Here is a 22,135-nt window from a genome sequence, read left to right on the forward strand (position 1 = left end):
CACATCGGGCCCGTCGAGCGTCCTGGGTCGGGAGGAGGGCTCATGGGGGACGACAGGCTCTTCGCGGACTTCGTCCGTGATCGGGGGGCGGCGCTCTATCGCTACGGGTTCCTGCTCACCGGCAACCACCACGACGCCGACGATCTGGTGCAGGAAGCGCTGATCAAGGTGCGCTCGCGCTGGACGCGGGTGGTGCGGCAGGACGACCCCACCGGGTACGTGCGCACGACCATGGCGCGGCTGCACGTGTCCTGGTGGCGCCGCCGGCGGCGGGAAGTGCCCAGCGCGGCGTTGCCTGAGGAGCCGGTCGTCGACCGTGAGCTCGATCGGGTGGAGGGATCGGCTCAGGCCGCACGGGTCTGGGCCGCCCTCGCCCTGCTGCCGCCGGGACAGCGCGCCGTGGTGGTCCTCCGGTACTACGAGCATCTGTCCGACCCGGAGATCTGCGCCGTCCTCGGCATCAGCCGCGGAACCGTGCGCAGCCAGGTGGCCAGGGCACTGGACAAGCTCCGGGCGGCCGGGGTGGCGAAGTTGGAGGAGGTGACCTCATGAGCGAGGCGGATCTGCGGGACGCGATGGCGGAGATCGCCGAGCGTGCGCCCGTACCCCCGGCCGATCTTCTGGAACGAGTCGAAGCCGGACACCGGCGGCAGCAGCGCAAGCACACCGTCACCGCGGCCTTCTGCGCGGTCCTGCTGGTGGCCGCGGGCGGCTGGGTGCTCTCCCGGCCGACCGACCGGGTCGTCGACGCGTTCCAGCTCCCCCCGCTGCCGGCGAACCTGCCCCTGATCACCGAGACGTGGCCGGCGGCGACCGTCACCGGCGCCCTGCCGCGACCGCCGGACGGCCAGGACCCGATCGCCATGGGCCGCATCGATCAGCGCCATCTGCTGGTGTGGGGCCGGGTCGGGCGCGGCTCCGCGGCCGCGCGCAGCACCCTCTGGAACTACGACGTCGCCGCCGAGGTCTATCGGCCGATGGCCAAGGACCTGCAGGCGCGTGCCGTGCTGACGACCGTCATGGTCGGTGACGACACCGTGGTGCGGGTCGAGCAGTTCGACGGCGGCATCGCGATCTCCTACTCCCTGGTCGACGGCAGCCACATGGTAAGGCTGGCCCGGACGATGAACGGCGTGGCGGGCATCTTCGTCGACGGCCGGTCGGTGTACTGGTCCACGACCCTCCCGAAGCCCCTCGTCCACCGCATGACGATCTCGAGGAGTCCGATCGAGGACCTGATCGGCTACGAGGGACTGACCGTCGACGGCACGGCGTGGGCGCGCAACGCGGACAGCACGCGGTTCAAGCATCTGGTCACCGGCGAGGAGCGGACCGTGGTCCGGCCGCCCGGCGCGGACGAGCTCGAATGTGTCGCCGCGTTCTGCCTCGGCCACGACCCCACCGGCTGGTTCCTGCAGCACACCGACGGCAGCGAGCGGACCAAGCTGCCCTACCCCGGGACGCCGACGCTGATCGGCGGGTACGGCCTGGTGCTCCTGGCGGGCAACGTGCTCCTGGACCCGGTACGCGGCAAGCTCGGCATCGCCGCCCGCCGGAGCCAATGCGACGTTGTGCACACCTCGCGGGGCGGCGAGGTGATCTACGGCTGGCGGGAGTCGGCCGGCGGCCGGTGCGCGGGGAACTACTGGACCGCGTACATCGGCGCGGAGGACTGATCCTCGATAGGTTGAGCAGGTGGCGAGCAGTGTGTACGTCGCCGGGCTCGGACCCGGGGTGGGCAAGGGGACGGTCGCTCTCGGCCTGGTCGAACTGCTGTCCCGGCAGGTCGCCCGGATCGGCGTGTTCCGGCCGCTCGTGCCGGGCGGCGCGGACCCGCTGCTCACCCTGCTGACCACGCGTTACCCGCTGGTCGCGCCCTACGACGAGGCCTACGGCGTGACGTACGCCGAGGCGGCCGCCCTGGTCGCCGACGGCAAGCGCGAGGAACTGATCAGCCGGATCGTCGAGCGTTACCGCGAGGTCGAGCGGCGATGCGCCTCGGTGGTGGTGATCGGCAGCGACTTCGCCGACGGGCACCACGACGACGGGCGTGACGAGTTGCCCCGCGAACTGGCCTTCAACGCGCGTCTGGCCACCGAGTTCGGCAGCGTGGTGGTGCCGGTGATCAGTGGCGAGCACCGCACCTCAGAGGCGCTGACGGCCGCCGCACGCAGCGCGTACCACTCGCTCGTCGATCTGAGCGCGACCGTCGTCGCCGTGATCGCCAACCGCGTGCCCTCCTCGATCGAGGCTCCCCAGGGGCTGCCGGTCCCGGTCTGGGCGGTGCCGGAGGTGCCGGCCGTGGCCGCGCCGACCGTGGGCGAGGTGGCCGCCGCGCTGGACGCGACAGTGGTGAGCGGTGGCGACGCGGCGCTGGACCGGGACGTCCTCGACTATGTGGTCGGCGGCGCCCACGTGCCCGCCGTGCTCGACCACCTGACCGACGGGGCGCTGGTGATCACCCCCGGCGACCGGGCCGACGTGCTGGTCGCGGTCAGCGCGGCGCACGCGGCCGGTAACGTCACGCTGGCCGGCCTGGTGCTGACCATCGGCGAGCACCCCGACCCGCGCGCGGTCCGGGTGATCGAACGGCTGAACACCGGGCTGGCCATGCTGGTCGTGCCGACCGACAGCTACCACACGATCGCCGCGGCCGGACGGATCGAGGCGCAGCTGACCGCAACCACCCCGCGCAAGGTCGACGCCGCGCTGGGCGCCTTCGAGAAGCATGTGGACACCGCCGCGCTGACCAAGCTGCTCGAGGTGTCCCGGTCCGCGCGGGTGACCCCGCTGATGTTCGAGAACAACCTGATCGACCGGGCCCGCGCCGACCGCCGCCACCTGGTCCTGCCGGAGGGCACCGAAGAGCGCATCCTGCGGGCCACCGAGAGCCTGCTGCGCCGCGGGGTGGCCGACCTGACCCTGCTCGGCAACCCGGACGAGATCACCCGGCGGGCACGCGAGCTGGGCGTGGAGATCGGCGGGGCGCGGCTGGCCGATCCGGAGACCTCCGAGTGGCGGGACGACTTCGCCGCCCGCTACGCCGAGCTGCGCAAGCACCGGGCGGTCACCCTCGATCTGGCGTACGACGTGGTGCGGGACGTGAACTACTTCGGGACGATGATGGTCGCGACCGGGCTGGCCGACGGGATGGTTTCCGGGGCGAACCACACCACCGCGGCGACGATCCGGCCCGCCTTCGAGATCATCAAGACCGTGCCCGGGGTGTCGGTGGCGTCCAGCGTGTTCTTCATGCTGCTGGCCGACCGGGTGCTGGTCTACGGCGACTGCGCGGTCAACCCGGACCCGGACGCCGCTCAGCTGGCCGACATCGCGCTGTCCTCCGCGCAGACCGCCGCCGCGTTCGGGATCGAGCCGCGGGTGGCGATGCTGTCCTACTCGACCGGCAGCTCCGGCGCGGGCGCCGACGTGGAGAAGGTCGCGGCGGCCACCGCTCTGGTCCGGGAACGCCGGCCGGACCTGCCGGTGGAGGGCCCGATCCAGTACGACGCGGCGATCGACCCGGCGGTGGCGGCGACCAAGCTGCCCGGCAGCACGGTGGCCGGGCAGGCGACGGTGTTCGTCTTCCCGGACCTGAACACCGGAAACAACACCTACAAGGCCGTGCAGCGGTCGGCGAACGCGGTGGCGGTCGGCCCGGTCATGCAGGGCCTGCGCCGCCCGGTCAACGACCTGTCCCGCGGCGCGACCGTCAAGGACATCGTCAACACGGTGGCCATCACAGCGATCCAGGCTGGGTCATGACCGCCTGCACCGAGCGGCAGCGCCCGGCGGCGGACAACGGCGTCGCAGGCGAGGGCCAGAGGGCATGACAAAGGTAAACTCAGCATGATTCTCGTCTTGAACACCGGCTCGTCGTCGGTGAAGTACCGGCTGTTCTCCGCCGAGCTCGAGACCGTCGCGAAGGGACTGGTCGAGCGGGTCGGCGAGGACGGCGGTGACGCGCCCGACCACGAGTCGGCGCTGCGGTCGATCATGTCCGAGCTCGACCTGGACGATCTCCAGGCGGTCGGGCACCGGGTGGTGCACGGCGGCGCCGAGTTCACCGGGCCGACGGTGATCGACGACGAGGTGGTCGCCGCGATCGAGCGGCTCGTGCCGCTGGCGCCGCTGCACAACCCGCCCGCGCTGGCCGGGATCGCGGTGGCGCGCAAGCTGCTGCCCGGGGTCGCGCAGGTCGCGGTCTTCGACACCGCGTTCCACGCGACGATCCCTCCGGAGGGCGTGACCTGGGCGATCGACGCGGAGCTCGCGGCGCGATGGCAGATCCGGCGGTACGGGTTCCACGGCACGTCCCACGCGTACGTGTCCCGGCGCACCGCCGAGCTGCTGGGGAAGCGTCCCGGCGAGGTCAACGTCATCACCCTGCACCTGGGGAACGGCGCCAGCGCCTGCGCCGTGGAGGCGGGCCGCAGCGTCGCCACGTCGATGGGCATGTCACCGCAGGGCGGGCTGATCATGGGCACCCGCAGCGGCGACCTCGATCCGACCGTGATCTTCCACCTGCACCGGGTGGCCGGCATGCCGCTGGACGAGATCGAGCGCTCGCTCACCCGGCAGGCCGGGCTGCTGGGTCTGACCGGCGACAACGACATGCGGGCCGTCCAGCGCCGCCGCGCCGAGGGCGACGAGGCCGCCACCCTCGCCTTCAACGCCTACGTCCGGCGCATCCGGGAGTACGTCGGCGCCTACGCGGCCGTCCTCGGCCGGGTGGACGCGGTGACCTTCACCGGCGGCGTGGGCGAGAACAGCCCCCAGGTCCGTGCCGCCGCCGTCGCCGGCCTGACCACCCTGGGCCTGTCGCTGGACGAGGCCCGCAACGAGGCCGGCGACGAGATCATCTCCGCCGACGGGTCACTCGTCGCGATCTGTGTGGCCCGCACCGACGAGGAGCGGGAGATCGCCACCCAGACGCGCGCGGTAATCGGCGACCGCTGACCAGAACGACTCGTCCGGCGCCTCCGGCGCGAAGAGCCACATCAGGTCCCGGTAGGTGGGGTCGCCCTTGATGGCGCGGGCGTCGCGGTACGGCACCTCGTCGGTGATGTGGTACCAGTGGTAGCCGTGCGGGGCGAGCGCCTCCATCAGCCGGTCCTCCCCACGGCCGTGCAGCACCTCGCACAACACCCACGGCTGGTGCTCGCGCAGCGTTCCGGCCGCCCCGAGCAGGACGTCGGGCTCGGTACTCTCGGTGTCGATCTTCAACACGGCCGGGACGATGCCGGTCCGGCCGACGTACGCGTCCAGGGTCTCCACCGCGACCTCGATCTGCCGGGTCGACTCGCGGAAACCGGCCGCCAGCGAGTTGGAGCTGTCCGAGGAGTCCGACAGGTAGAAGGTCGCCTGCCCGCAGTGGTCGCTCAGCGCGATCGACTCGACCCGGATGGTCAGGTCGTTGTCGGCGGCGACCCGCTCGACCACCTCGGCGAGGACCGGGAAGGGTTCGAACGCCACCGTGTCCCGGCCGGTCACCCCGGCCGCCAGCGCGGCGTACAGGCCGACGTTGGCGCCGATGTCGAGCACGGCACCCGGCCCGGCCGCGCCGATCGCCGCGAGGAAGCATGGGACGGCCGACGACTCGTACCCGGCCAGACCATGCTCGGCCAGCTTGCGCGGCACCAGCAGATCGGCCGGCGCGGTCATCGTCAGTGTCCGCGGCGGCGTCACCGGCAGCGGGATCGGCACCGTCCGGTGGCCTGCAACCGGCCGAGCCGGTGCCGGGGTGCGCCGGCGGTCCCGCCAGATCGCGGCCACGTTCCGCGGCACCTCGCGGGGGTGCTTCACGCCGTCGACGAGGGCCCGGGTCAGGCGGTACGAGGCCGAACCCTCCACCGCCGACATCCGCTTCCGGGCCCGGGCCAGTTTCGTCCGCGCCGCCGCGGCCTCCGCCCGCGCGGCGGCGAGATCGGCGGCCAGCCGGGTGGCCCGGTCGCCGAGCGCCTGCGCGCGGTCCCGCAGCGGGAGGGTGACCAGGTCACCGAGGACGAGCTGATTGGCGATCCAGAGCCGGGTGGCGACGGTGTCGGCGCCGGGCACCTCCGACTCGACCTCCGCCACCCGCTCGGCGATCAGCGCGGTCCGGATGCCGTACCGGCCGGAGTGGTCGACGGGCAGCGCATGGCTCAGCCGGGCGAGCCCGAGGTTCAACTCCTCCAGCACCTCCCGGCGCGAGACGGCGTCCCCGCACAGGATGAGCGCCTCCGTACCCAGGGGAAGCGCCCGCAGCAGGTCGCCCAGGCCGGGGCCGGTCGAGCAGAGCACCAGGGTGCCCGGCGTGACCTCGGCGTCGGCAGTGGCGAACGGCACAGCGTCCGGCACCATCAGGTGCCGCCGCAGGTCCTCCGGGCCGGCCGTCGCGTCGACGATCCGTTCCACGCCCGTGAACAGGGAAAACAGGTCACGTACGAGCATGGAGCGAAGGTCCTCTCAGGGGGTCGACGCTCCATCAACCGCTGAGGTGGGCCGGGGGTTACCGGTTCAGGGCGTGTCCTACAGCGCGAGCCAGAGGATGAGGGCGATCACGGCGGCGAGCAGCACGACGCCGCCGAGGATCAGCGGGAGCTTGGAGGCGGCGGGCTGCTCCGGCTCCTGCGGGGTGTTGGTGAAGGCGCGGAACGCCTCGGTGTTGCCACTGGGATCAATGGTCTCGTCAGGCATGCGCGACACCCTAGCGAAGCTGCGCATCCGGCGTCACGACCTCGGCGTCCGTACGGGACGTCCGGACATATGCGGCGGATATTCCCCCCTTCGTGGGCGTGTCGGCTTACCGTCGAGTCATGGGACGGATGGTGATCACCGCGGCACTCTGTGCAGTTCTGGGGCTCAACGCCTGCGCCGACGCCCCGCCCGGGTCGGCGCAGGCGTCCCCGATCTCATCGACCATGGCAGCGCAACCGGACGCGACCGCACCCGGGCGTGTTCCGGTGGGTGTCCGGGAGGTCACCTGGCACCGCGGCAATCGCCCGCTGCGCACCCTCCTGCTCTTTCCGGCCGTGAACGCACCCGGCAATCCGGTCCCCTGCCCCGCGCCCGCCCGGATCACGCCCCAGGCCGGCGCCGCGCCACGTACCGGCAGCTACCCGCTGGTGCTCTTCAGCCACGGCCTGCACGGTTCCCCGGAGGGCTACACCCCGGCCGCCGCGAGCTGGGCGTCGGCGGGCTTCGTGGTGGCGCTGCCGGCCTACCCGTTCACCAACGGCAAGGCGGACCCGTACGTCCGCCGGGACATGGTCAACCAGCCGGCCGACGCGGCCTTCGTGCTCAGCAAGGTGATCGCGCTGGACACCACGACCGGCGACCCGCTGGCCGGGCACATCAACACGACCCGCATCGCGGCGGTGGGCCACTCGGCCGGCGGTTTCACCACGACCGGGCTGTTCCGTGCGGGCCACGACCCGCGGCTGGTGGCCGGCGTGGTGATCGCCGGGTGGATGGCGCCCGGGAGGTTCGGCGGCCCGCCGGCCCGGCTGCTGTTCCTGCACGCCGACAACGACAAGGTCATCCCGATCGGCGACGGGCGTGCCGCGTACGACCAGACGCCCTGGCCGAAGACCTTCGTGGCGCTGCGGGGGGCGACGCACGCGGCGTTCATGCGCCCGGACAAGCCCGGCTACGCCGACATGGACCGCGAGGTGACCAGCTTCCTCCGCAGAACCCTCCAGCAGTTCGACCCGACCTGACCCCGCGCCGCCGCGATCGTCATCCCGGCCTTCGCCCGCCGGCTCGCCGCCTGACCTGACCCGCGCCGCCGCCGCAACGACCCGACCGGGCACGACCGCGCCGCCGTCATCGGGCGAGTCGGCCGGGCACAATGGGCCGGGTGCCCCAGCGTTTCCTGCTCGCCCTGACCGTGATCGTCGCCCTGGTCGCCGGCTGCTCCTCAGGGAGCCGAGAGACCACTGCCCCGGACACAGCTGCCCAGAGCACGATCGTCCCGGGCACGACCGCGCCGGGCGCCACCGCCCCGCCGCCCCCCGACAAGTCGGATAGATCGGGCACTGCCCCGACGGCCGAGCTCCCGATCACCTCGCGCGAGCTCGACTTCGCGCGCGGCAAGGACCGCCCCCTTCCGACGACCGTCTGGTATCCGACCGAGGGCGAGAAGCCGTTCCCGCTGGTCGTCTTCAGCCACGGCCTGACGTCCGAGCCGGAGGCCTACGCGGCGATCCTCAAAGCCTGGGCGAAGGCCGGATTCGTGGTGGCCGCCCCGAAGTTTCCTCACACGAAGTACCAGGCCAGGGACTACGACCCGGTCGACGTGATCAACCAGCCGGCCGACGCCTCCGAGGTGATCACCCGGATGCTCGCCTACGGGAAGAAGCACGGCGACCTGATCGACCCCACCCGGATCGCCGCCGCCGGCCACTCCGCCGGGGGCATCACCACCATCGGCCTGCTCAGCGCCAACCGCGACGACCGCCTCACCGCGGCCGTCGTGCTCTCCGGCCGCCAGGTCCTGCCGATCCCCTTCCAGGGCGACGCGGTGCCGACCCTCTTCGTGCACGGCAAGCTCGACAAGACCGTGCCCTTCAAGGACGGCAAGGCGGCCTTCGACGCCGTGCGCTGGCCGAAGGCCCTGCTCACCGTCACCGAGGGCGGCCACGTCGCGATCACCAAGGAGTTCCCCCCGGTGATCGCCACGACGACCGACTTCCTGCGCTACGCCCTCTACGGCGACGCGACCGCCCGCGGCCGCCTCGAGAAGGACGCGACCAAGGGCGGCCTGGCCACCCTGACCGACCGCCTCTGACCCCGGCGCTCTCAGGTCAAGACGCACGGGCCGACACGGCGCGCGGGTCAAGGACGCGCAGGTCAACAACGCGCGCAGGTCAACAACGCGCGTGGGTCAACAACGCGCGTGGGTCACCAACACGCGTGGGTCAACCGCGTGGGTCAACAACGCACGGGCCGACAACGCGCGGGCCGACAACGCGCGCGGGTCAAGGACGACGACCTCAGCGCGTGTGGTCGAGGACGACCTTGCCGAAGACCTTGCCGGAGTGCAGGTGCTCGAAGGCCTCGGCCGCCTCGGTGAAGCCGTAGGTCGCGTCGACCACCGGCCGCACGTCCTGCTCGGCGAGGAACGCCAGCAGCGACCGCAGGTCGTCCGCCGTGCCCATCGTCGCGCCCAGGATCTCCAGGCGCATGGCGAACACCCGGCGTAGGTCGACCGTGGCCTGGTGGCCGCCGGTCGCCCCGCAGACCACGATGCGCGCCTCCGGTTTCGAGCTCTTCATCGAGTGCTCGAAGGTGGGCGAGCCGACCGACTCGATCACCACGTCGACCCGCTCCGGCAGCCGCCCGCCGGGCTCGACGGCGGTCGCACCGAGCGCCGTCACCCGCTCGCGTTTCCACTCCTCGCGACTGGTCGCATAGACCCGCTTGCCCAGCGCCACCGCGAGGACCACCGCCGCGGTCGCGACCCCACCACCGGCGCCCTGCACCAGCACCGCCTCGGCGTCGGCCACCCGGCCCCGCGCGGTGAGCATGCTCCACGCGGTGAGCCAGGCGGTCGGCAGGCAGGCCGCCTCGAGGAAGGTCAGCCCGGCCGGCTTGGGCAGCAGGTTGGCCGCCGGCACCGACACTCGCTCGGCCAGCGTGCCCGGGAAGTGCTCGGAGAGCAGCGAGATGGCGCGCGGGTCGGCCGCGTCGGGGACGACGGCGTGGATCACCACCTCGTTGCCGCTCGGGTCGACGCCGGCCGCGTCGCAGCCCAGCACCATCGGGAGCCGGTCGGCGGGCAGGCCGACGCCGCGCAGCGACCAGATGTCGTGGTGGTTGAGCGAGCTGGCCCGCACGTCGACGGTCACCCACCCGTCCGGCGGCGTGGCCTCCGGCAGGTCGCCGACGGTCAGCGCGGACAACGGGTCCTCGGGATTCGCCTTCGTGGCGTACGCAGCTCGCATGCCTTTGAACTTAGACCGGTTGGGCGGCGACCTGCTCGATGCCTGTGGACAACCGGCGGGCCACGCCGTCACGCTCAGCGGCCGCCGCGACCGCTGCCGCCACCGCCGGAGCCACCCGCGGGTCGAGCGGCGACGGCACGATCGCGTCCGGCCGCAGCTCGTCGGCGACCACCTCGGCGATCGCCTCGGCCGCGGCCACCTTCATGCCCTCGGTGACCGTGGTCGCCCGGGCGTCCAGCGCACCCCGGAAGATGCCCGGGAAGGCCAGCACGTTGTTGATCTGGTTGGGGAAGTCGCTGCGCCCGGTGGCCACGATGGCCGCGTACTTGTGGGCGACGTGCGGCAGCACCTCGGGCGTGGGGTTGGCCAGGCCGAAGATGATGCCGCCGCGGGACATGCCGGCCAGCGCCTCCTCGCCGATGGTCCCGCCGGAGACGCCGATCAGCACGTCGGCGCCGATCAGGGCCTCGCCGATGCCGCCGCTGCGCCCGGAGAAGTTGGTCAGGGCGGCCAGCTCGGCCTTGGCCGGGTTCAGATCCGTACGCTCCGCGTGCACGATGCCGCGCGAGTCGCAGACGATCAGGTTCGCCCCCGGCACCCCGGCCGCCACCAGCACCTTGGCGATGGCCACGCCGGCCGCGCCCGCGCCGCTGATCACCACGCGCAGGTCGGCGAAGCTCCGCCCGAGCAGCTTGGTGGCGTTGCGCAGCGCGGCGAGCACCACGACCGCGGTGCCGTGCTGGTCGTCGTGGAAGACCGGGATGTCCAGCGCCGCGTCCAGCCGCCGCTCGATCTCGAAGCAGCGGGGCGCGCTGATGTCCTCGAGGTTGATCCCGCCGAACGACGGCGCCAGGGCCTTGACCACGGCGATCAGCTCGTCGACGTCCTGGGTGTCCAGGCAGATCGGCACCGCGTCGACGCCGCCGAACTGCTTGAACAGCACCGCCTTGCCCTCCATCACGGGCATCGCGGCGCGCGGGCCGATGTTGCCCAGGCCCAGCACGGCCGTGCCGTCGGTGACCACGGCGACGGTGTTGCCGGTCCAGGTGTAGTCGTCGGCCAGGGCCGGGTCGGCGGCGATCGCCTCGCACACCCGGGCGACACCCGGCGTGTACGCCAGTGACAGGTCGTCGCGGCTGGCCAGCGGGACCGTCGCCGCGATCGCCATCTTGCCGTACTGGTGCAGCTCGAAGACGGGATCGGCGGCCAGGGCGGGGTCGAGCTCGAAACTGAAGTAGGACACGGGGACTCCCCAAGAGGCATCGTCAGAAGATGAGCATCCGGTCGGCGCGCGAGTCTGCGCGGGAACCGGCATGCGATGCGGGGGTCACCCGGTGGTGTTCCGCCGACCACGGTGTGCGGCGGATTCATCGGACCTTACTGGAGTCGTCCGGGGCGCGGCCAGTAACGCCACAAAACCCTCCCGATGACATCCGCCACTCCGTACGCCCGTGAGTCGTCGGTCACGAACTCGTTGTCGCCCCTTACCCACCAGCCGCCGTCCTGCTCGTGCACCGCCCGCTTGACGACCAGCAGGCCGGGCTTCGACCGGAACTCGGCGACCACGACGTCACCTGCGCGTACGCGGCCGCCGCGGCGTACCAGCAGGGCATCTCCGTCGCGCAGCGCGGGCACCATCGACGGACCGCGGACGAGTGCCGCGAACAGTGGTAGTTGCAACCTCACGGCATCAGTCTTCCGTCGCGTTAGGCACGTTCCGTAAGGGGTAGTGTCGTTCCCGGATCATCGCAAATTCCAAATGGAGGGCTCCTGATGCGACTTCCGCGTTTCCTCATGCCTCGCACCGTGGTCAGCGCCCACTGCGACCTGCCGTGTGGGGTCTACGACCCGGCGCAGGCTCGGATCGAGGCCGAGTCGGTCAAGGCGATCGCTGAGAAGTACCAGGCCAACACCGACCCGGAGTTCCGTACCCGGGCGATCCTGATCAAGGAGCAGCGGGCCGAGCTCGTCAAGCACCACCTCTGGGTGCTCTGGACCGACTACTTCAAGGCGCCGCACTTCGAGAAGTACCCGAACCTGAACCAGCTCTTCAACGAGGCCACCAAGCTGGCCGGCGCCTCCGGCGTGAAGGGCTCGCTCGACCCGGCCGTCGGTGACCAGCTGCTCGGCAAGATCGAGGAGATCTCCAAGATCTTCTGGGAGACCAAGCAGGCCTGAGGTACAAACAGCCTCAAGATGGGCGCGACTCCTCGCGGAGGACGCGCCCATCTTTACGGGCCTGCCGCCATCGGACGTTCAGCGGCTAGAGTCTCGTCCATCGGGAGGATGGGTACGGTGACTCAAGCGACTCAAGCACATCAGGGGCCGGCGATCGGGGACGACGTCGTGCTGCTCACGGTGCCCGCCGACGGTGGTTATCTCGGGGTGCTGCGCACCGCGACGGCCGGGCTGGCCGCGCGTCTGCATTTCGCCCTGGACGAGATCGAGGACCTGCGGATCGCGGTGGACGAGGCGTGCGCCATGCTCCTCGCGATCGCCACCCGGGGCGCCGAGCTCGAGTGCCGCTTCGCGGTGACCGACGACGCGCTGGCCGTCGAGGTGGCGGTGAGCACCGTCCGCGGCGCGCGGCTGCCGTCCGAGTCGTCCTTCGCGTGGAAGGTTCTGACCGCGCTGACCACGTCGGCCGAGGCGGAGACCAACGGGCAGCAGGCGACGATCCGGCTGCTCACCCGGCGTACCGAAAACTAGGTCTCAGAGCAAACCAGGTCTCAGAGCGAGGCCACGAAATCCAGGTGCCGCCGCGCCGCGCCGGTCGCACCCTCGGGGTCGCGTGCCTCGATCAGCGCGAGCAGCTCCCGGTGGTCCGCGTCGATCCGCCGCCAGTACCCGTCGGGCGCCGCCTCGATCAGCTCGGAGCCGCACTCGACCTGGTAGAGCGGGCGGGTGACCAGCTCGAAGAGCGGGTTCGCGGTGGCCTTGGCGACGGCCGCGTGGAAATCGGCGTGCGCCTGGATCATCACGCCGACCTCGTCCAGGCCGGGGTCGAAGAGCGTGGCCCGGATCTCGGCCAGATGCTGGTCGGTGCGGCGAGCGGCGGCCAGCCCCGCGGCCGGCACCTCCAGCGCCCGGCGCAGCTCCAGCAGGTCGGCCAGCCCGATCTCGGCCGCGTTGTTGAGCAGCGTGAGCCCGGTGGTCAGCGAGTCGGCCAGCTGTGCGGCATCCGGATGCGCGACGAAGCTGCCGCCGGTCACCCCGCGGGTGGTCACGATCAGGTGCTGGCTGGCCAGCAGGCGTAACGCCTCGCGGACGGTGCTGCGGCTGACGCCGGTGCGCACGCACAGCTCCGGCTCCGGTGGGAGCCGTTCGCCGGGCTGCAGCCGGCCCGAGGTGATCTCGTTACGCAACTCGTCCGCCAGCTGCTGATATGCGGGCGGCCGTACCGTGGATCCGGTCACTCGCTCAGGGTAAGACCAAATCGGCGCCGTGGATGCGATTAGGTCGTGTTTCAAAACCCGACCTAATCGACGCCAAGTGCACGAGTGCTTGCCGGGAGCATGGTGAGCACCCCGACCAGGAGGCCGAAGGCGATCAGCAGCCAGCCGGCCCAGGCCGGACTGGTCTGTACCAGGAAGCCGCCGGACGCGATCACGAAGAGCTGCACCACGATCGCCGGTCCACGCGCGCCGCGGGCCCGCCGGGACAGCCCCCGGGCGACCAGCACGATCGCCGCGGCGCCCAGCGCTGCCATCACGATCAGCGCCACCGCCACACCGACATGCACGTCCTCGGTGGTCAAGAGCCTGACGACGAGGTACGCGGTGAGCACCGCGAGTCCGGCGGCCTGTAGGTAGAGCAGCCGAACCGCCCAGGTCAACGTGGTCACCGGTGCACGATACCGACAGCCGCCCCGGCGCTCGCGATGTACAGTGCCGCCCATGCGAGCGTTACTGGTGGTTAATCCCAAAGCCACCACGACCAGTGAACGCAGCCGCGACGTTCTGGTACGGGCGTTGCGCAGCGCAGTCGACCTCCAGGTGGAGTACACGCTCCGCCGGGGTCATGCCACCGCCCTCGCCCGTGCGGCCGCCGAGAGCGGCGTCGATGTGGTGGTCACGCTGGGCGGCGACGGCACCGTCAACGAGGCGGTGAACGGGCTGATGACCGCCGATCCGTCGCTGAGCGGTCCGGGCGCCGCGCCGTGTTACCGGCTGCCCGCCCTGGCCGTGGTGCCGGGCGGCTCGACCAACGTCTTCGCCCGCGCGCTGGGCCTGCCCTGGGACTGGGCGGACGCGACCAGTGTGATCCTCGACGGGCTGCGCGACGGACGGCACCGGGTGATCGGTCTCGGCCGGGCGGACGACCGCTATTTCACGTTCTGCGCCGGGATGGGTCTGGACGCCGCCGTGGTGCGCCGGGTGGAGCAGGCCCGCCGTCGCGGTCGTACGTCGACACATTCTCTCTATGTGCGTTCGATGATCGCGCAGTTCCTGGCCGGCGGGGACCGCACCACCCCGCCCCTGGCGGTGGAACGCCCCGGCGAGGAGACGCAGTCCGAGATGAGCATGGTCATCGTGCAGAACACTGCACCGTGGACATACCTGGGCGATCGTCCGATCAACCCCAACCCGGACGCGTCGTTCGATCGGGGCCTTGACGTGATGGCCCTACGACACCTCTACGTCCCCAGCACCGTACGCACAGTGACGCAAATGGCTTCCCGCAAGGGCGATCCGCACGGCAAGCAGGTCCTCAAGCTGCACGACCAGGACGAGTTCACCGTGCTCTCCAGCAGGCCACAACCGTTCCAGCTGGACGGTGACTACCTGGGTGAGCGCCAGAAGGTGCACTTCGTGTCCGTCCCCGAGGCTCTGCGTGTGATCTGCTGAGATCGGGGTACCGAGGAGTAACGAAATCGATCGATCATCACGATCCGTTACAGAAATTCGGTCGAACACTCGGCTTTGGGGCCCGGACCGTACTACATTGATGGAGGCGGTAGTCATCCGGTCCTGCGGAAAGCGCGCAGAACCGGACATAGGGGTTGTGGTTCAGCTCACCCGCTCGGAGAATTTTCCGGCGCTACCCTTGACATCGCGAGAGTTCGTGAAAGCATTCACAAGCGATAAGAAGTAACCGGCTACCGCTCGCGCGCGTTCCTAATCAAGAAGCGCAGCAACGGGAGTCGAACCCAAAGCTTGCTAACGCATGGGTGATGAGGCGGATGCAGTCCGTCGGGTCACCAAACGCGTACGCATAAGAGTAAGACCGCACCGCATTTGTTTTCCCACCCACGCGAAACAAGGAGTGTTGCCGCCATGGACTGGCGTCACCATGCGATCTGCCGCGACGAGGACCCGGAGCTGTTCTTCCCGATCGGGACGTCTGGCCCCGCACTCCTGCAGGTTGAGCAGGCCAAGGCCGTCTGCCGGCGGTGCACCGTGACCGAGTCGTGCCTTTCTTGGGCGCTCGAGTCCGGTCAGGACGCCGGCGTTTGGGGCGGTATGAGTGAAGACGAGCGGCGTGCCGTGAAGCGTCGCGGCGGCCTTCGGGTCGGCGCTCCCACCGCCTGAATTCCCTACCCTCACAGCATTTGCGCCCCGGGCCGATCGGTTCCGGGGCGTCTTGCTGTTTACGGACCCGTGCCGTGCGTGACTGCTCCACTGCGGAGAAATTCGATCACCTAAAGGTTCGCGAAATGATCTCGATAAAGCCCGCGAACGCGTTTAGTTTCGATACGCGCACCGTCCGGAGTGGATCCTGAGAGGAAGATGGGAACATGACCTACTCCCCCGGCGAGGCGGCTGAGAAGACCGGCTTCAGCATCGACACGCTCCGCTACTACGAACGTATCGGTCTGTTGTCCCACATCGGCCGGACGCCCGGCGGCCGCCGTGCCTTCACCGACAACGACATCGAGTGGCTGGGCACCCTCCGCTGCCTGCGTGACACCGGCATGCCGATCGCCCGGATGCGGCGCTACGCCGAGCTGACCCGGATCGAGCGCACCGAGGCCGAGCGGCTGCGCATCCTCGAGGAACACGACGCCGAGGTCACCCGCCGCATCTCCGAGCTACAGGAACAGCGCCAGTACATCCGCAACAAGATCGCCTGGTACCGCGAGACCGCCGAGCCGTTCCCCCGCGAACAGCTCTCCCAGTCCTAGAGGTCCTAGAGCACCCGGGCTAGTTCGTCCAAGGTCTCCGGCGCCGCAGGGATCAGCACGACGCTGGTGGCACCGGCCGCGTGCCGGGCCACGATCTTGGTGCGCACCTCGTCCGCCGTGCCGGCCAAAGCCAGCTGATCCACCCACTCGGCCGGCATCGTGGCGGCGAACTCCTCCCGCGAGGAGCACCGGGCCCGGAACGACGCGAACTCGTCGGCGAACGGCAGCGGCGCGATGTGCGGGGCCCAGTCCGGCTCCCCGACCCAGGCGAGCCCCGGCCGGGCCCGCTCCCGGGCGGCCCGTCCGTCGGCGTCCACGATGGCCGCGTCGTACGTGATGACCTCCGCGTGCTGCCCGCACGCGGCGATGTAGGCCGGGCGGCCGGCTCCGCGAGCAGTACCCCGTCGGCCGTCTCGGCGGCCACCGCGAGCGATTTCGGCCCGCGGACGCCGAGCACCACCGGCGGCACCACGTCCGGGTGCTCGGCGATGACGACACCCTCGACCGACACGTAACGGCCGGCGGCCGGGCCGGGCTCGCCGCGCAGCAGCGTACGAACCGCCGTGGTGTATTCCCGCAGCAGCGTGAGCGGGCTGGCCGGCCAGGCACCCACCGACCGCATCCAGCCGGGCATCCCGTGCCCCAGCCCGGCGACCACCCGCCCCGGGAACAGCTGCGCCAGGGTGGCCAGCTCCATGGCCGCGAACGCCGCGTTCCGTGCCCCGGCGGGCAGGATCCCGATGCCGACCACGATCCGCGAGGTGACCGCCAGCACGGCTCCCGCCTGGGCGATCCCACCCCGGAAGCCGAGATCCTCGACCACCCACAAGGAGTCGAATCCGAGTTCCTCCGCCCGCCGCGCAAACGGCAGCACGTCGGAGGCGGGCAGATCGCGGGGCAGCATCACGCCGACAGTCATGCGACCACCCTAAGCGGCCATCAACCCTTCGGAGAGGGCCGAGAACACCCGCCGGCCGACGAGCTCCACGATCTCCGGCGCGTCGGTCAGCGGCGGCGCGGCGGCCACCGCACCGGCCTCCAGGGCCGCCGCGACGGCCTTGTCGTGGAGCAGGCCGGGCGCGAGGAAGTACGACGCCACGCCGACCCGGCCGGGGCCGAGGGACCGGACCGCGACGTCGGCCGTGGGTGCCGAGGCCGAGGCGTACGCGACGGTGCACGGGATGCCCAGCCGGGCGCCGAGGGCGGCGGCCGCGTCCGAGACGGTCGTGCGGGCGGCGGCGTCGCGAGTTCCCGCCGCCGCCAGCACCACCGCGTCCAGTTCCGCCGTCGGCAACCGCCGGACCAGACCATCAACGAGCAGATCGGACACCGGCCCGAGCACATCCGAGAGCGAGACGTCCAGATCGAGGGACGAGGCGTCCCGCAGCACCACGGGGATGTCCACCTTGCCGTGGTAGGCCGCCGTCAGCAGCAGCGGCACGACCACGGCCCGGCGGGCGCCCGAGCGCGACAGCCGGCGCAGCACGTCCAGCGGCCGCGGCCCGGCATGGTCCAGATAGGAGGCGTGCACCTCCCACGACGGATGAGAGGCCGCGACCGCCGAGGCCAGCGCCGACGTGGCCGCCGCCGCCCGCGGATCCCTCGAGCCGTGAGCGACGAGCACCACGCCCACTTCCGATTTCGGCCCGCGGCTCGGCGTGGCAGAAGGCGGGCGCCCTAAACGTGAAGTCCGCATTCCGTCTTCTCGAACATCGCCCAGCGACCGGCCCTGGGGTCCTCACCAGCCGTCGTCCGGCGGGTGCACGGCCAGCAGCCGATCGACCCGTACCCCTTCTTGAACAGCTCGTTGACCGGCACGTCCCAGCGGGCGATGTACCGATCCACGTCCTGCTGGGTCCAGGTGGCGATCGGGTTGACCTTCACCTTGCCCTTGCGCGCGTCGAACGCCACGACCGGCGTGTTGGCCCGGGTCGGCGACTCGTCGCGGCGCAGCCCGGTGGCCCAGGCGTCGTAGTCGGACAGGGCCCGCTCCAGCGGCTCCACCTTGCGCATGAAGCAGCACTCGTCGGGGCTGCGGGCGAACAGCCGGGGGCCGTACTCGCCGTCCTGCTGGCCGACGGTCTGCCGCGGCCGGATCGAGCGCACGTTGACGTTCATCGTGCGGGCGACCGTGTCGCGCACCTTGAGCGTCTCGGGGAAGTGCAGGCCGGTGTCCAGGAAGACGACGTCGACGCCCGGCGTGACCCGGGAGAAGAGGTGCGCCACCACGGCGTCGGCCATCGAGCTGGTCACGCAGAAGCGCGCGCCGAACGTGTCGGTCGCCCACTTGGCGATCTCCTCGGCCGGCGCGCCCTCCAGGCGAGCCGCGGCGTCGAGAGCGATGCGCTCCAGCGAGGGGGCGGCAGGAGCTCCCAGTGACACCAGGCCGAGGGAAGTAGCGGTCACGACCGTCATCGGTTCACACCCTTAGATAGCAACCCGTTGAACTTGACCGTGAAGACTCGCGCGCAGGAATGGCACTCCCACGCACCGTGCGACGCCTCGTTGGGCCGCAGATCCTCTTCCCCGCAGTAGGGGCAGTACAGGGGCGCCGATCGCGCGTCGCTCATTTGAGGAGCTCCTCGTCGGCCCGGACGACCCAGTTGGCGAACGTCTCGTCCTTCGACGACCGTCCGTCCAGGTAGTGGCGAGCGAGCTTCTCGACGTACCCGGGAAGCTCCTCTGCTGTGGTCTTGAGGCCGCGCACCTTGCGGCCGAAACCGGCGGTCTGTCCCTGCGCCATGCCGAGGCCGCCGCCGAGGTGGACCTGGAAGCCCTCGACCTGCTCGCCGTGCGCGTTCATCACGAGCTGACCCTTGAGGCCGATGTCCGCGACCTGCGTCCGCGCGCAGGCGTTGGGGCAGCCGTTGATGTGGATCGAGATGTCCGCGTCGAAGTCGGCCAGCCGATCTTCCATCCGTGCGACCAACTCCTCGCCGCGGGCCTTGGTCTCGACGATCGCGAGCTTGCAGTACTCGATGCCGGTGCAGGCCATCGTGCCGCGCCGCCACGCTGAGGGCCGTGCCTCCAGGCCGATCTCGCGCATCCCGCGGATCAGCCCCTCGACGTTCTCGTCGGCCACGTCAAGGACGAGGAGCTTCTGGTACGCGGTGAGCCGGACCCGATCGGAGCCGGCCGCCTCCACCAGGCCGGCGAGCCTGGTCAGCTGCGTGCCCGAGGAGCGACCGACAACCGGGGCGGCGCCCACGTAGTTGCGCCCGTCCTGCTGCTTGTGCACACCGATGTGGTCGATCGGCTTGGCCGGCAGCTCCGGCGCCGGCCCGTCCACCAGCGCCCGGCCCAGGTACTCCTTCTCCAGCACCTCGCGGAACTTGGCCACACCCCAGTCGGCGAGCAGGAACTTCAGCCGGGCCCGGTGGCGCAGACGCCGGTAGCCGTAGTCGCGGAAGATCCCGACGACGCCCTCCCAGACGTCCGGGATCTCGTCCAGCGGCACCCACACGCCGAGCCGCTCGGCCAGCCGCGGGTTGGTCGACAGCCCGCCGCCGACCCAGAGGTCGAAGCCCGGGCCGTGCTGCGGGTGCACGACGCCGACCAGGGAGAAGTCGTTCGACTCGTAGGGCGAGTCGGCCAGCCAGCCGATCGACGACTTGAACTTGCGCGGCAGGTTGGAGTACCGCGGGTCACCGATGTAGCGGCGCAGGATCTCGTCGATCGCCGGGGTGCCGTCGAGCACCTCGTCGGCCGAGACACCGGCGACCGGGCTGCCCAGCACCACGCGCGGACAGTCGCCGCAGGCCTCGGTGGTCTGCAACCCGACCGCCTCGAGCCGGCGCCAGATCTCCGGCATGTCCTCGACCCGGATCCAGTGCAGCTGGATGTTCTGCCGGTCGGTGACGTCGGCCGAGTCGCGGCCGAACTCGGTCGAGATCTCACCGATGGTGCGCAGCTGCTCCAGGTTCAGGGCGCCGCCGTCGATGCGTACGCGGAGCATGAAGTACTCGTCCTCGAGCTCCTCCGGCTCCAGCACCGCCGTGCGGCCGCCGTCGATCCCGGCCTTGCGCTGCGTGTAGAGGCCCCACCAGCGGAACCGGCCACGCAGGTCGGCCGGGTCGATCGAGGCGAAGCCGCCGTGCGCGTAGATGTTCTCGATGCGGGCGCGAACGTTGAGCGGGTTGTCGTCCTTCTTGCTGCGCTCGTTCGGGTTCAGCGGCTCGCGGTGACCGAGCGCCCACTGCCCCTCGCCCCGGGCCTTACGTGGCCGGGCAGCGGGTCGTGCCGGGGTGCTGTCGATCGCCATTCTCGGCGTTCCTCCTGCTGTGGGTGGGCGCGGCGGAACGCTGCACGGCCACTCGCAGGGAGGCTCGCGACATCAATGTCAGGAGAAGGCCGGCGCGTCTATCGCGCCCGACGAAAAAGGTCGGGGCGTCAGGAAGCCGGACAGATGGCGCTGCGGACGCGGCCGTAGTCGACGTGGCGGCGTGCCACGAAGCGGCGGTCAACTGCAGCGGTCATGGGCCCCAGCCTGCCACGCGAAGCCAATCTAGGCCAGGGCAGTCCAGATTGCGGGAGTGTAAGTCGCGTCTCAGTGACTCACCGTTTACCAAGGGGCACCACGAGCACGGCCTCGGTGCCGCCACCAGCCCGGTTGCGCAGCTCGATGGTGCCGCGCAGCTCCCCGGTGGCCAGCGCACGGACGATCTGCAGGCCGAGCCGTCCGCCGGCGTCCGGGCTGAAGTCGTCCGGCAGGCCCCGGCCATTGTCCGCCACGGTCACGTGCAGCTGCTTGCGGAACCGGTGCACGGTGACCACGACCTCGGCGCTCTCCGGCAGCGGACCCTCACCCTCCTCACCGAAGCCGTGCTCGACCGCGTTGATCAGGATCTCGTTCAGCACCATCACCAGCGAGGTGGCGATCTCGGCGGGCAGCACGCCGAAGGTGCCCTCGCGGCGCATCTTCACCGACATCTCGGTGGCGGCGACCTCGGTGGCGGCGGTGGCCACCCGGTCCAGGATGCCGTCGAACTCGACCGCCTCGTCGCTGGACATCGAGAGGGTCTCGTGGACCAGGGCGATCGACGCGACCCGGCGTACCGACTCCTCCAGCGCCGTCTTGGCCTCCGGCATGTCCACCCGCCGGGCCTGCAGCCGGAGCAGCGCGGCGACGGTCTGCAGGTTGTTCTTCACCCGATGGTGGATCTCCCGGATGGTGGCGTCCTTGGTCATCAGGGCGCGGTCCCGGCGGCGCACCTCGGTCACGTCCCGGACCAGCACCAGCGCGCCGATCGGCACCCCGGCCGGGAGCAGCGGCAGCGCGCGCATCAGCACGGTGGCGCCGCGCGCCTCGACCTCCTGCCGCGGCGGCGACTCGCCCCGCAGCGCGGCCAGGATGCGCTCGGACGCGTCGTTGCCCTCCAGTGGGTCGGCGGCCACCCGGCTGAACAGCATCGCCATCTCCTCGCCGACCAGGTGGGCGTTGAAGCCGAGGCGGCGGTACGCCGACTGCGCGTTCGGGCTGGCGTAGGTGACCTTGCCGGCCGCGTCCAGCCGGATCAGGCCGTCGCCGACCCGGGGCGCGGACGTGGTCTCGCCCGGCACCCGCGGCGGCGGGAAGGTGCCGTCGGAGACCATCTGAGCCAGGTCGTCGGCCGTGGTCAGGTAGTTGAGTTCCAGCTGGCTGGGCGTACGCGCGGTGGACAGGTTGGTGTCCCGCCCGATCACCGCGATCACCTCGGGGTAGGTGTCGGGTTCCACCGGTCCGTACCGGCGCACCGGGATCGCCTCGTGCCGGGCCGGGGTGTCGCCGTACCAGACCGGGTCGCCCTCCCGCCAGATCCGCCCCTGGGTGAACGCGATGTCCAGGTGCGCGACCTCCGGCCCGCCGACGATCTTGCCGACCTGGTCGTCCTGGTACGCGGTCGGCGCGGTGACCGGACGCACCTGGGCCACGCAGAGGAAGGAGCGCGGCCCGCCGTCCGAGCGCACCGGCACCCACAGCAGCAGGTCGGCGAAGGACAGGTCGGACAGCAGCTGCCAGTCGCCGGCCAGGCGGTGCAGCTGGTCGATGTCGGCCGGGCCGAGGCCGGTGTGCTCCTCGGCCAGATCACGCAGGGTGGACACCCGC

Annotated in this window: 23 protein-coding genes and 1 pseudogene; 11 read left to right on the plus strand and 13 right to left on the minus strand. The window is 71.2% G+C overall.

The genetic code is table 11. From position 1 onward, the window contains the following. Nucleotides 1-42: 42 nt before the first annotated feature. From QSK31_RS30725 to QSK31_RS30740, 4 genes are all read left to right on the plus strand, one after another. Nucleotides 43-552 carry a SigE family RNA polymerase sigma factor gene (locus QSK31_RS30725; protein WP_285688018.1) on the plus strand — a complete coding sequence of 170 codons (510 nt, stop codon included), beginning with the start codon at nucleotides 43-45 and terminating at the stop codon, nucleotides 550-552. After that, complete coding sequence (locus QSK31_RS30730; RefSeq protein WP_285688019.1) at nucleotides 549-1,676, plus strand: hypothetical protein; 1,128 nt, start codon at nucleotides 549-551, stop codon at nucleotides 1,674-1,676. Before QSK31_RS30725 ends, QSK31_RS30730 begins: the two co-directional genes overlap by 4 nt. A gap of 19 nt (nucleotides 1,677-1,695) precedes the next feature. Then, entirely contained in the window at nucleotides 1,696-3,765 is a 2,070-nt protein-coding gene (gene pta / locus QSK31_RS30735) for a phosphate acetyltransferase (protein WP_285688020.1), read from the plus strand. A gap of 84 nt (nucleotides 3,766-3,849) precedes the next feature. Then, complete coding sequence (locus QSK31_RS30740; RefSeq protein ID WP_285688021.1) at nucleotides 3,850-4,959, plus strand: acetate/propionate family kinase; 1,110 nt, start codon at nucleotides 3,850-3,852, stop codon at nucleotides 4,957-4,959. Here QSK31_RS30740 and QSK31_RS30745 read toward each other — a convergent pair. Beyond that, a complete protein-coding gene (locus QSK31_RS30745; RefSeq protein WP_285688022.1) occupies nucleotides 4,876-6,432 on the minus strand; it encodes an FkbM family methyltransferase in 1,557 nt (518 codons plus the stop codon). The genes QSK31_RS30740 and QSK31_RS30745 overlap by 84 nt on opposite strands. A 78-nt stretch (nucleotides 6,433-6,510) precedes the next feature. Next, on the minus strand, nucleotides 6,511-6,678 hold the full coding sequence (locus QSK31_RS30750) for a hypothetical protein (protein ID WP_285688024.1): 168 nt from the start codon (nucleotides 6,676-6,678) through the stop codon (nucleotides 6,511-6,513). A gap of 119 nt (nucleotides 6,679-6,797) precedes the next feature. On the opposite strand from QSK31_RS30750, the gene QSK31_RS30755 reads away from it, so the two are divergent. Both QSK31_RS30755 and QSK31_RS30760 read left to right on the plus strand, forming a co-directional pair. After that, a complete protein-coding gene (locus tag QSK31_RS30755) occupies nucleotides 6,798-7,700 on the plus strand; it encodes an alpha/beta hydrolase family protein (protein WP_285688025.1) in 903 nt (300 codons plus the stop codon). 140 nt (nucleotides 7,701-7,840) lie between these two features. Further along, on the plus strand, nucleotides 7,841-8,770 hold the full coding sequence (locus QSK31_RS30760; RefSeq protein WP_285688026.1) for an alpha/beta hydrolase family protein: 930 nt from the start codon (nucleotides 7,841-7,843) through the stop codon (nucleotides 8,768-8,770). A gap of 205 nt (nucleotides 8,771-8,975) precedes the next feature. On the opposite strand, the gene QSK31_RS30765 is transcribed toward QSK31_RS30760, so the two are convergent. The 3 genes from QSK31_RS30765 to QSK31_RS30775 form a co-directional block, all read right to left on the minus strand. Continuing rightward, a complete protein-coding gene (locus tag QSK31_RS30765) occupies nucleotides 8,976-9,926 on the minus strand; it encodes a zinc-binding dehydrogenase (RefSeq protein ID WP_285688027.1) in 951 nt (316 codons plus the stop codon). A 10-nt stretch (nucleotides 9,927-9,936) separates the two neighbouring features. Next, nucleotides 9,937-11,094: an NAD(P)-dependent malic enzyme gene (locus QSK31_RS30770; protein ID WP_285688065.1), complete on the minus strand. Its 1,158-nt coding sequence runs from the start codon at nucleotides 11,092-11,094 to the stop codon at nucleotides 9,937-9,939. Nucleotides 11,095-11,303: 209 nt separating this feature from the next. Next, the gene (locus QSK31_RS30775; protein WP_285688028.1) at nucleotides 11,304-11,612 is read right to left on the minus strand and encodes a S26 family signal peptidase; all 309 of its coding nucleotides are present in this window, start codon (nucleotides 11,610-11,612) and stop codon (nucleotides 11,304-11,306) included. An 87-nt stretch (nucleotides 11,613-11,699) separates the two neighbouring features. Between QSK31_RS30775 and sodN the strand changes: the two genes are divergently transcribed. Beyond that, nucleotides 11,700-12,104, plus strand: a complete 405-nt coding sequence (sodN, locus tag QSK31_RS30780) for a superoxide dismutase, Ni (RefSeq protein ID WP_285688029.1) — start codon at nucleotides 11,700-11,702, stop codon at nucleotides 12,102-12,104. Between the two features lie 117 nt (nucleotides 12,105-12,221). Further along, nucleotides 12,222-12,635 (plus strand): ATP-binding protein, encoded by a 414-nt coding sequence (locus QSK31_RS30785; protein WP_285688030.1) that lies wholly within the window; start codon nucleotides 12,222-12,224, stop codon nucleotides 12,633-12,635. A gap of 20 nt (nucleotides 12,636-12,655) precedes the next feature. On the opposite strand, the gene QSK31_RS30790 is transcribed toward QSK31_RS30785, so the two are convergent. Together QSK31_RS30790 and QSK31_RS30795 are read right to left on the minus strand one after the other, a co-directional pair. Continuing rightward, on the minus strand, nucleotides 12,656-13,342 hold the full coding sequence (locus tag QSK31_RS30790; protein ID WP_285688031.1) for a FadR/GntR family transcriptional regulator: 687 nt from the start codon (nucleotides 13,340-13,342) through the stop codon (nucleotides 12,656-12,658). Between the two features lie 62 nt (nucleotides 13,343-13,404). Then, nucleotides 13,405-13,770, minus strand: a complete 366-nt coding sequence (locus QSK31_RS30795) for a hypothetical protein (RefSeq protein ID WP_285688033.1) — start codon at nucleotides 13,768-13,770, stop codon at nucleotides 13,405-13,407. A 52-nt stretch (nucleotides 13,771-13,822) separates the two neighbouring features. On the opposite strand from QSK31_RS30795, the gene QSK31_RS30800 reads away from it, so the two are divergent. From QSK31_RS30800 to QSK31_RS30810, 3 genes are all read left to right on the plus strand, one after another. Next, nucleotides 13,823-14,773, plus strand: a complete 951-nt coding sequence (locus QSK31_RS30800) for a diacylglycerol/lipid kinase family protein (protein ID WP_285688034.1) — start codon at nucleotides 13,823-13,825, stop codon at nucleotides 14,771-14,773. A 429-nt stretch (nucleotides 14,774-15,202) separates the two neighbouring features. Further along, nucleotides 15,203-15,457: a WhiB family transcriptional regulator gene (locus tag QSK31_RS30805; protein ID WP_285688035.1), complete on the plus strand. Its 255-nt coding sequence runs from the start codon at nucleotides 15,203-15,205 to the stop codon at nucleotides 15,455-15,457. 206 nt (nucleotides 15,458-15,663) lie between these two features. After that, nucleotides 15,664-16,050 (plus strand): MerR family transcriptional regulator, encoded by a 387-nt coding sequence (locus QSK31_RS30810; protein ID WP_285688036.1) that lies wholly within the window; start codon nucleotides 15,664-15,666, stop codon nucleotides 16,048-16,050. Nucleotides 16,051-16,055: 5 nt separating this feature from the next. Here QSK31_RS30810 and QSK31_RS30815 read toward each other — a convergent pair whose 3' ends face one another. The 6 genes and pseudogenes from QSK31_RS30815 to QSK31_RS30840 form a co-directional block, all read right to left on the minus strand. Then, on the minus strand, nucleotides 16,056-16,367 hold the full coding sequence (locus QSK31_RS30815; protein WP_285688075.1) for an LLM class oxidoreductase: 312 nt from the start codon (nucleotides 16,365-16,367) through the stop codon (nucleotides 16,056-16,058). Between the two features lie 128 nt (nucleotides 16,368-16,495). Continuing rightward, nucleotides 16,496-16,969 (minus strand): annotated as a pseudogene (locus tag QSK31_RS30820) (LLM class flavin-dependent oxidoreductase); the annotation flags it as partial. A gap of 9 nt (nucleotides 16,970-16,978) precedes the next feature. After that, a complete protein-coding gene (locus QSK31_RS30825) occupies nucleotides 16,979-17,677 on the minus strand; it encodes a sirohydrochlorin chelatase (protein ID WP_285688037.1) in 699 nt (232 codons plus the stop codon). A gap of 50 nt (nucleotides 17,678-17,727) precedes the next feature. Further along, complete coding sequence (locus tag QSK31_RS30830) at nucleotides 17,728-18,465, minus strand: phosphoadenylyl-sulfate reductase (RefSeq protein ID WP_285688038.1); 738 nt, start codon at nucleotides 18,463-18,465, stop codon at nucleotides 17,728-17,730. Nucleotides 18,466-18,616: 151 nt separating this feature from the next. After that, nucleotides 18,617-20,311, minus strand: a complete 1,695-nt coding sequence (locus tag QSK31_RS30835) for a nitrite/sulfite reductase (protein WP_285688039.1) — start codon at nucleotides 20,309-20,311, stop codon at nucleotides 18,617-18,619. Between the two features lie 293 nt (nucleotides 20,312-20,604). Then, nucleotides 20,605-22,131 (minus strand): PAS domain-containing sensor histidine kinase, encoded by a 1,527-nt coding sequence (locus QSK31_RS30840; protein ID WP_285688040.1) that lies wholly within the window; start codon nucleotides 22,129-22,131, stop codon nucleotides 20,605-20,607. Nucleotides 22,132-22,135 lie beyond the last annotated feature (4 nt).

This window comes from Actinoplanes sp. NBRC 103695 (genome assembly GCF_030269485.1).
Classification (GTDB): Bacteria; Actinomycetota; Actinomycetes; order Mycobacteriales; family Micromonosporaceae; genus Actinoplanes.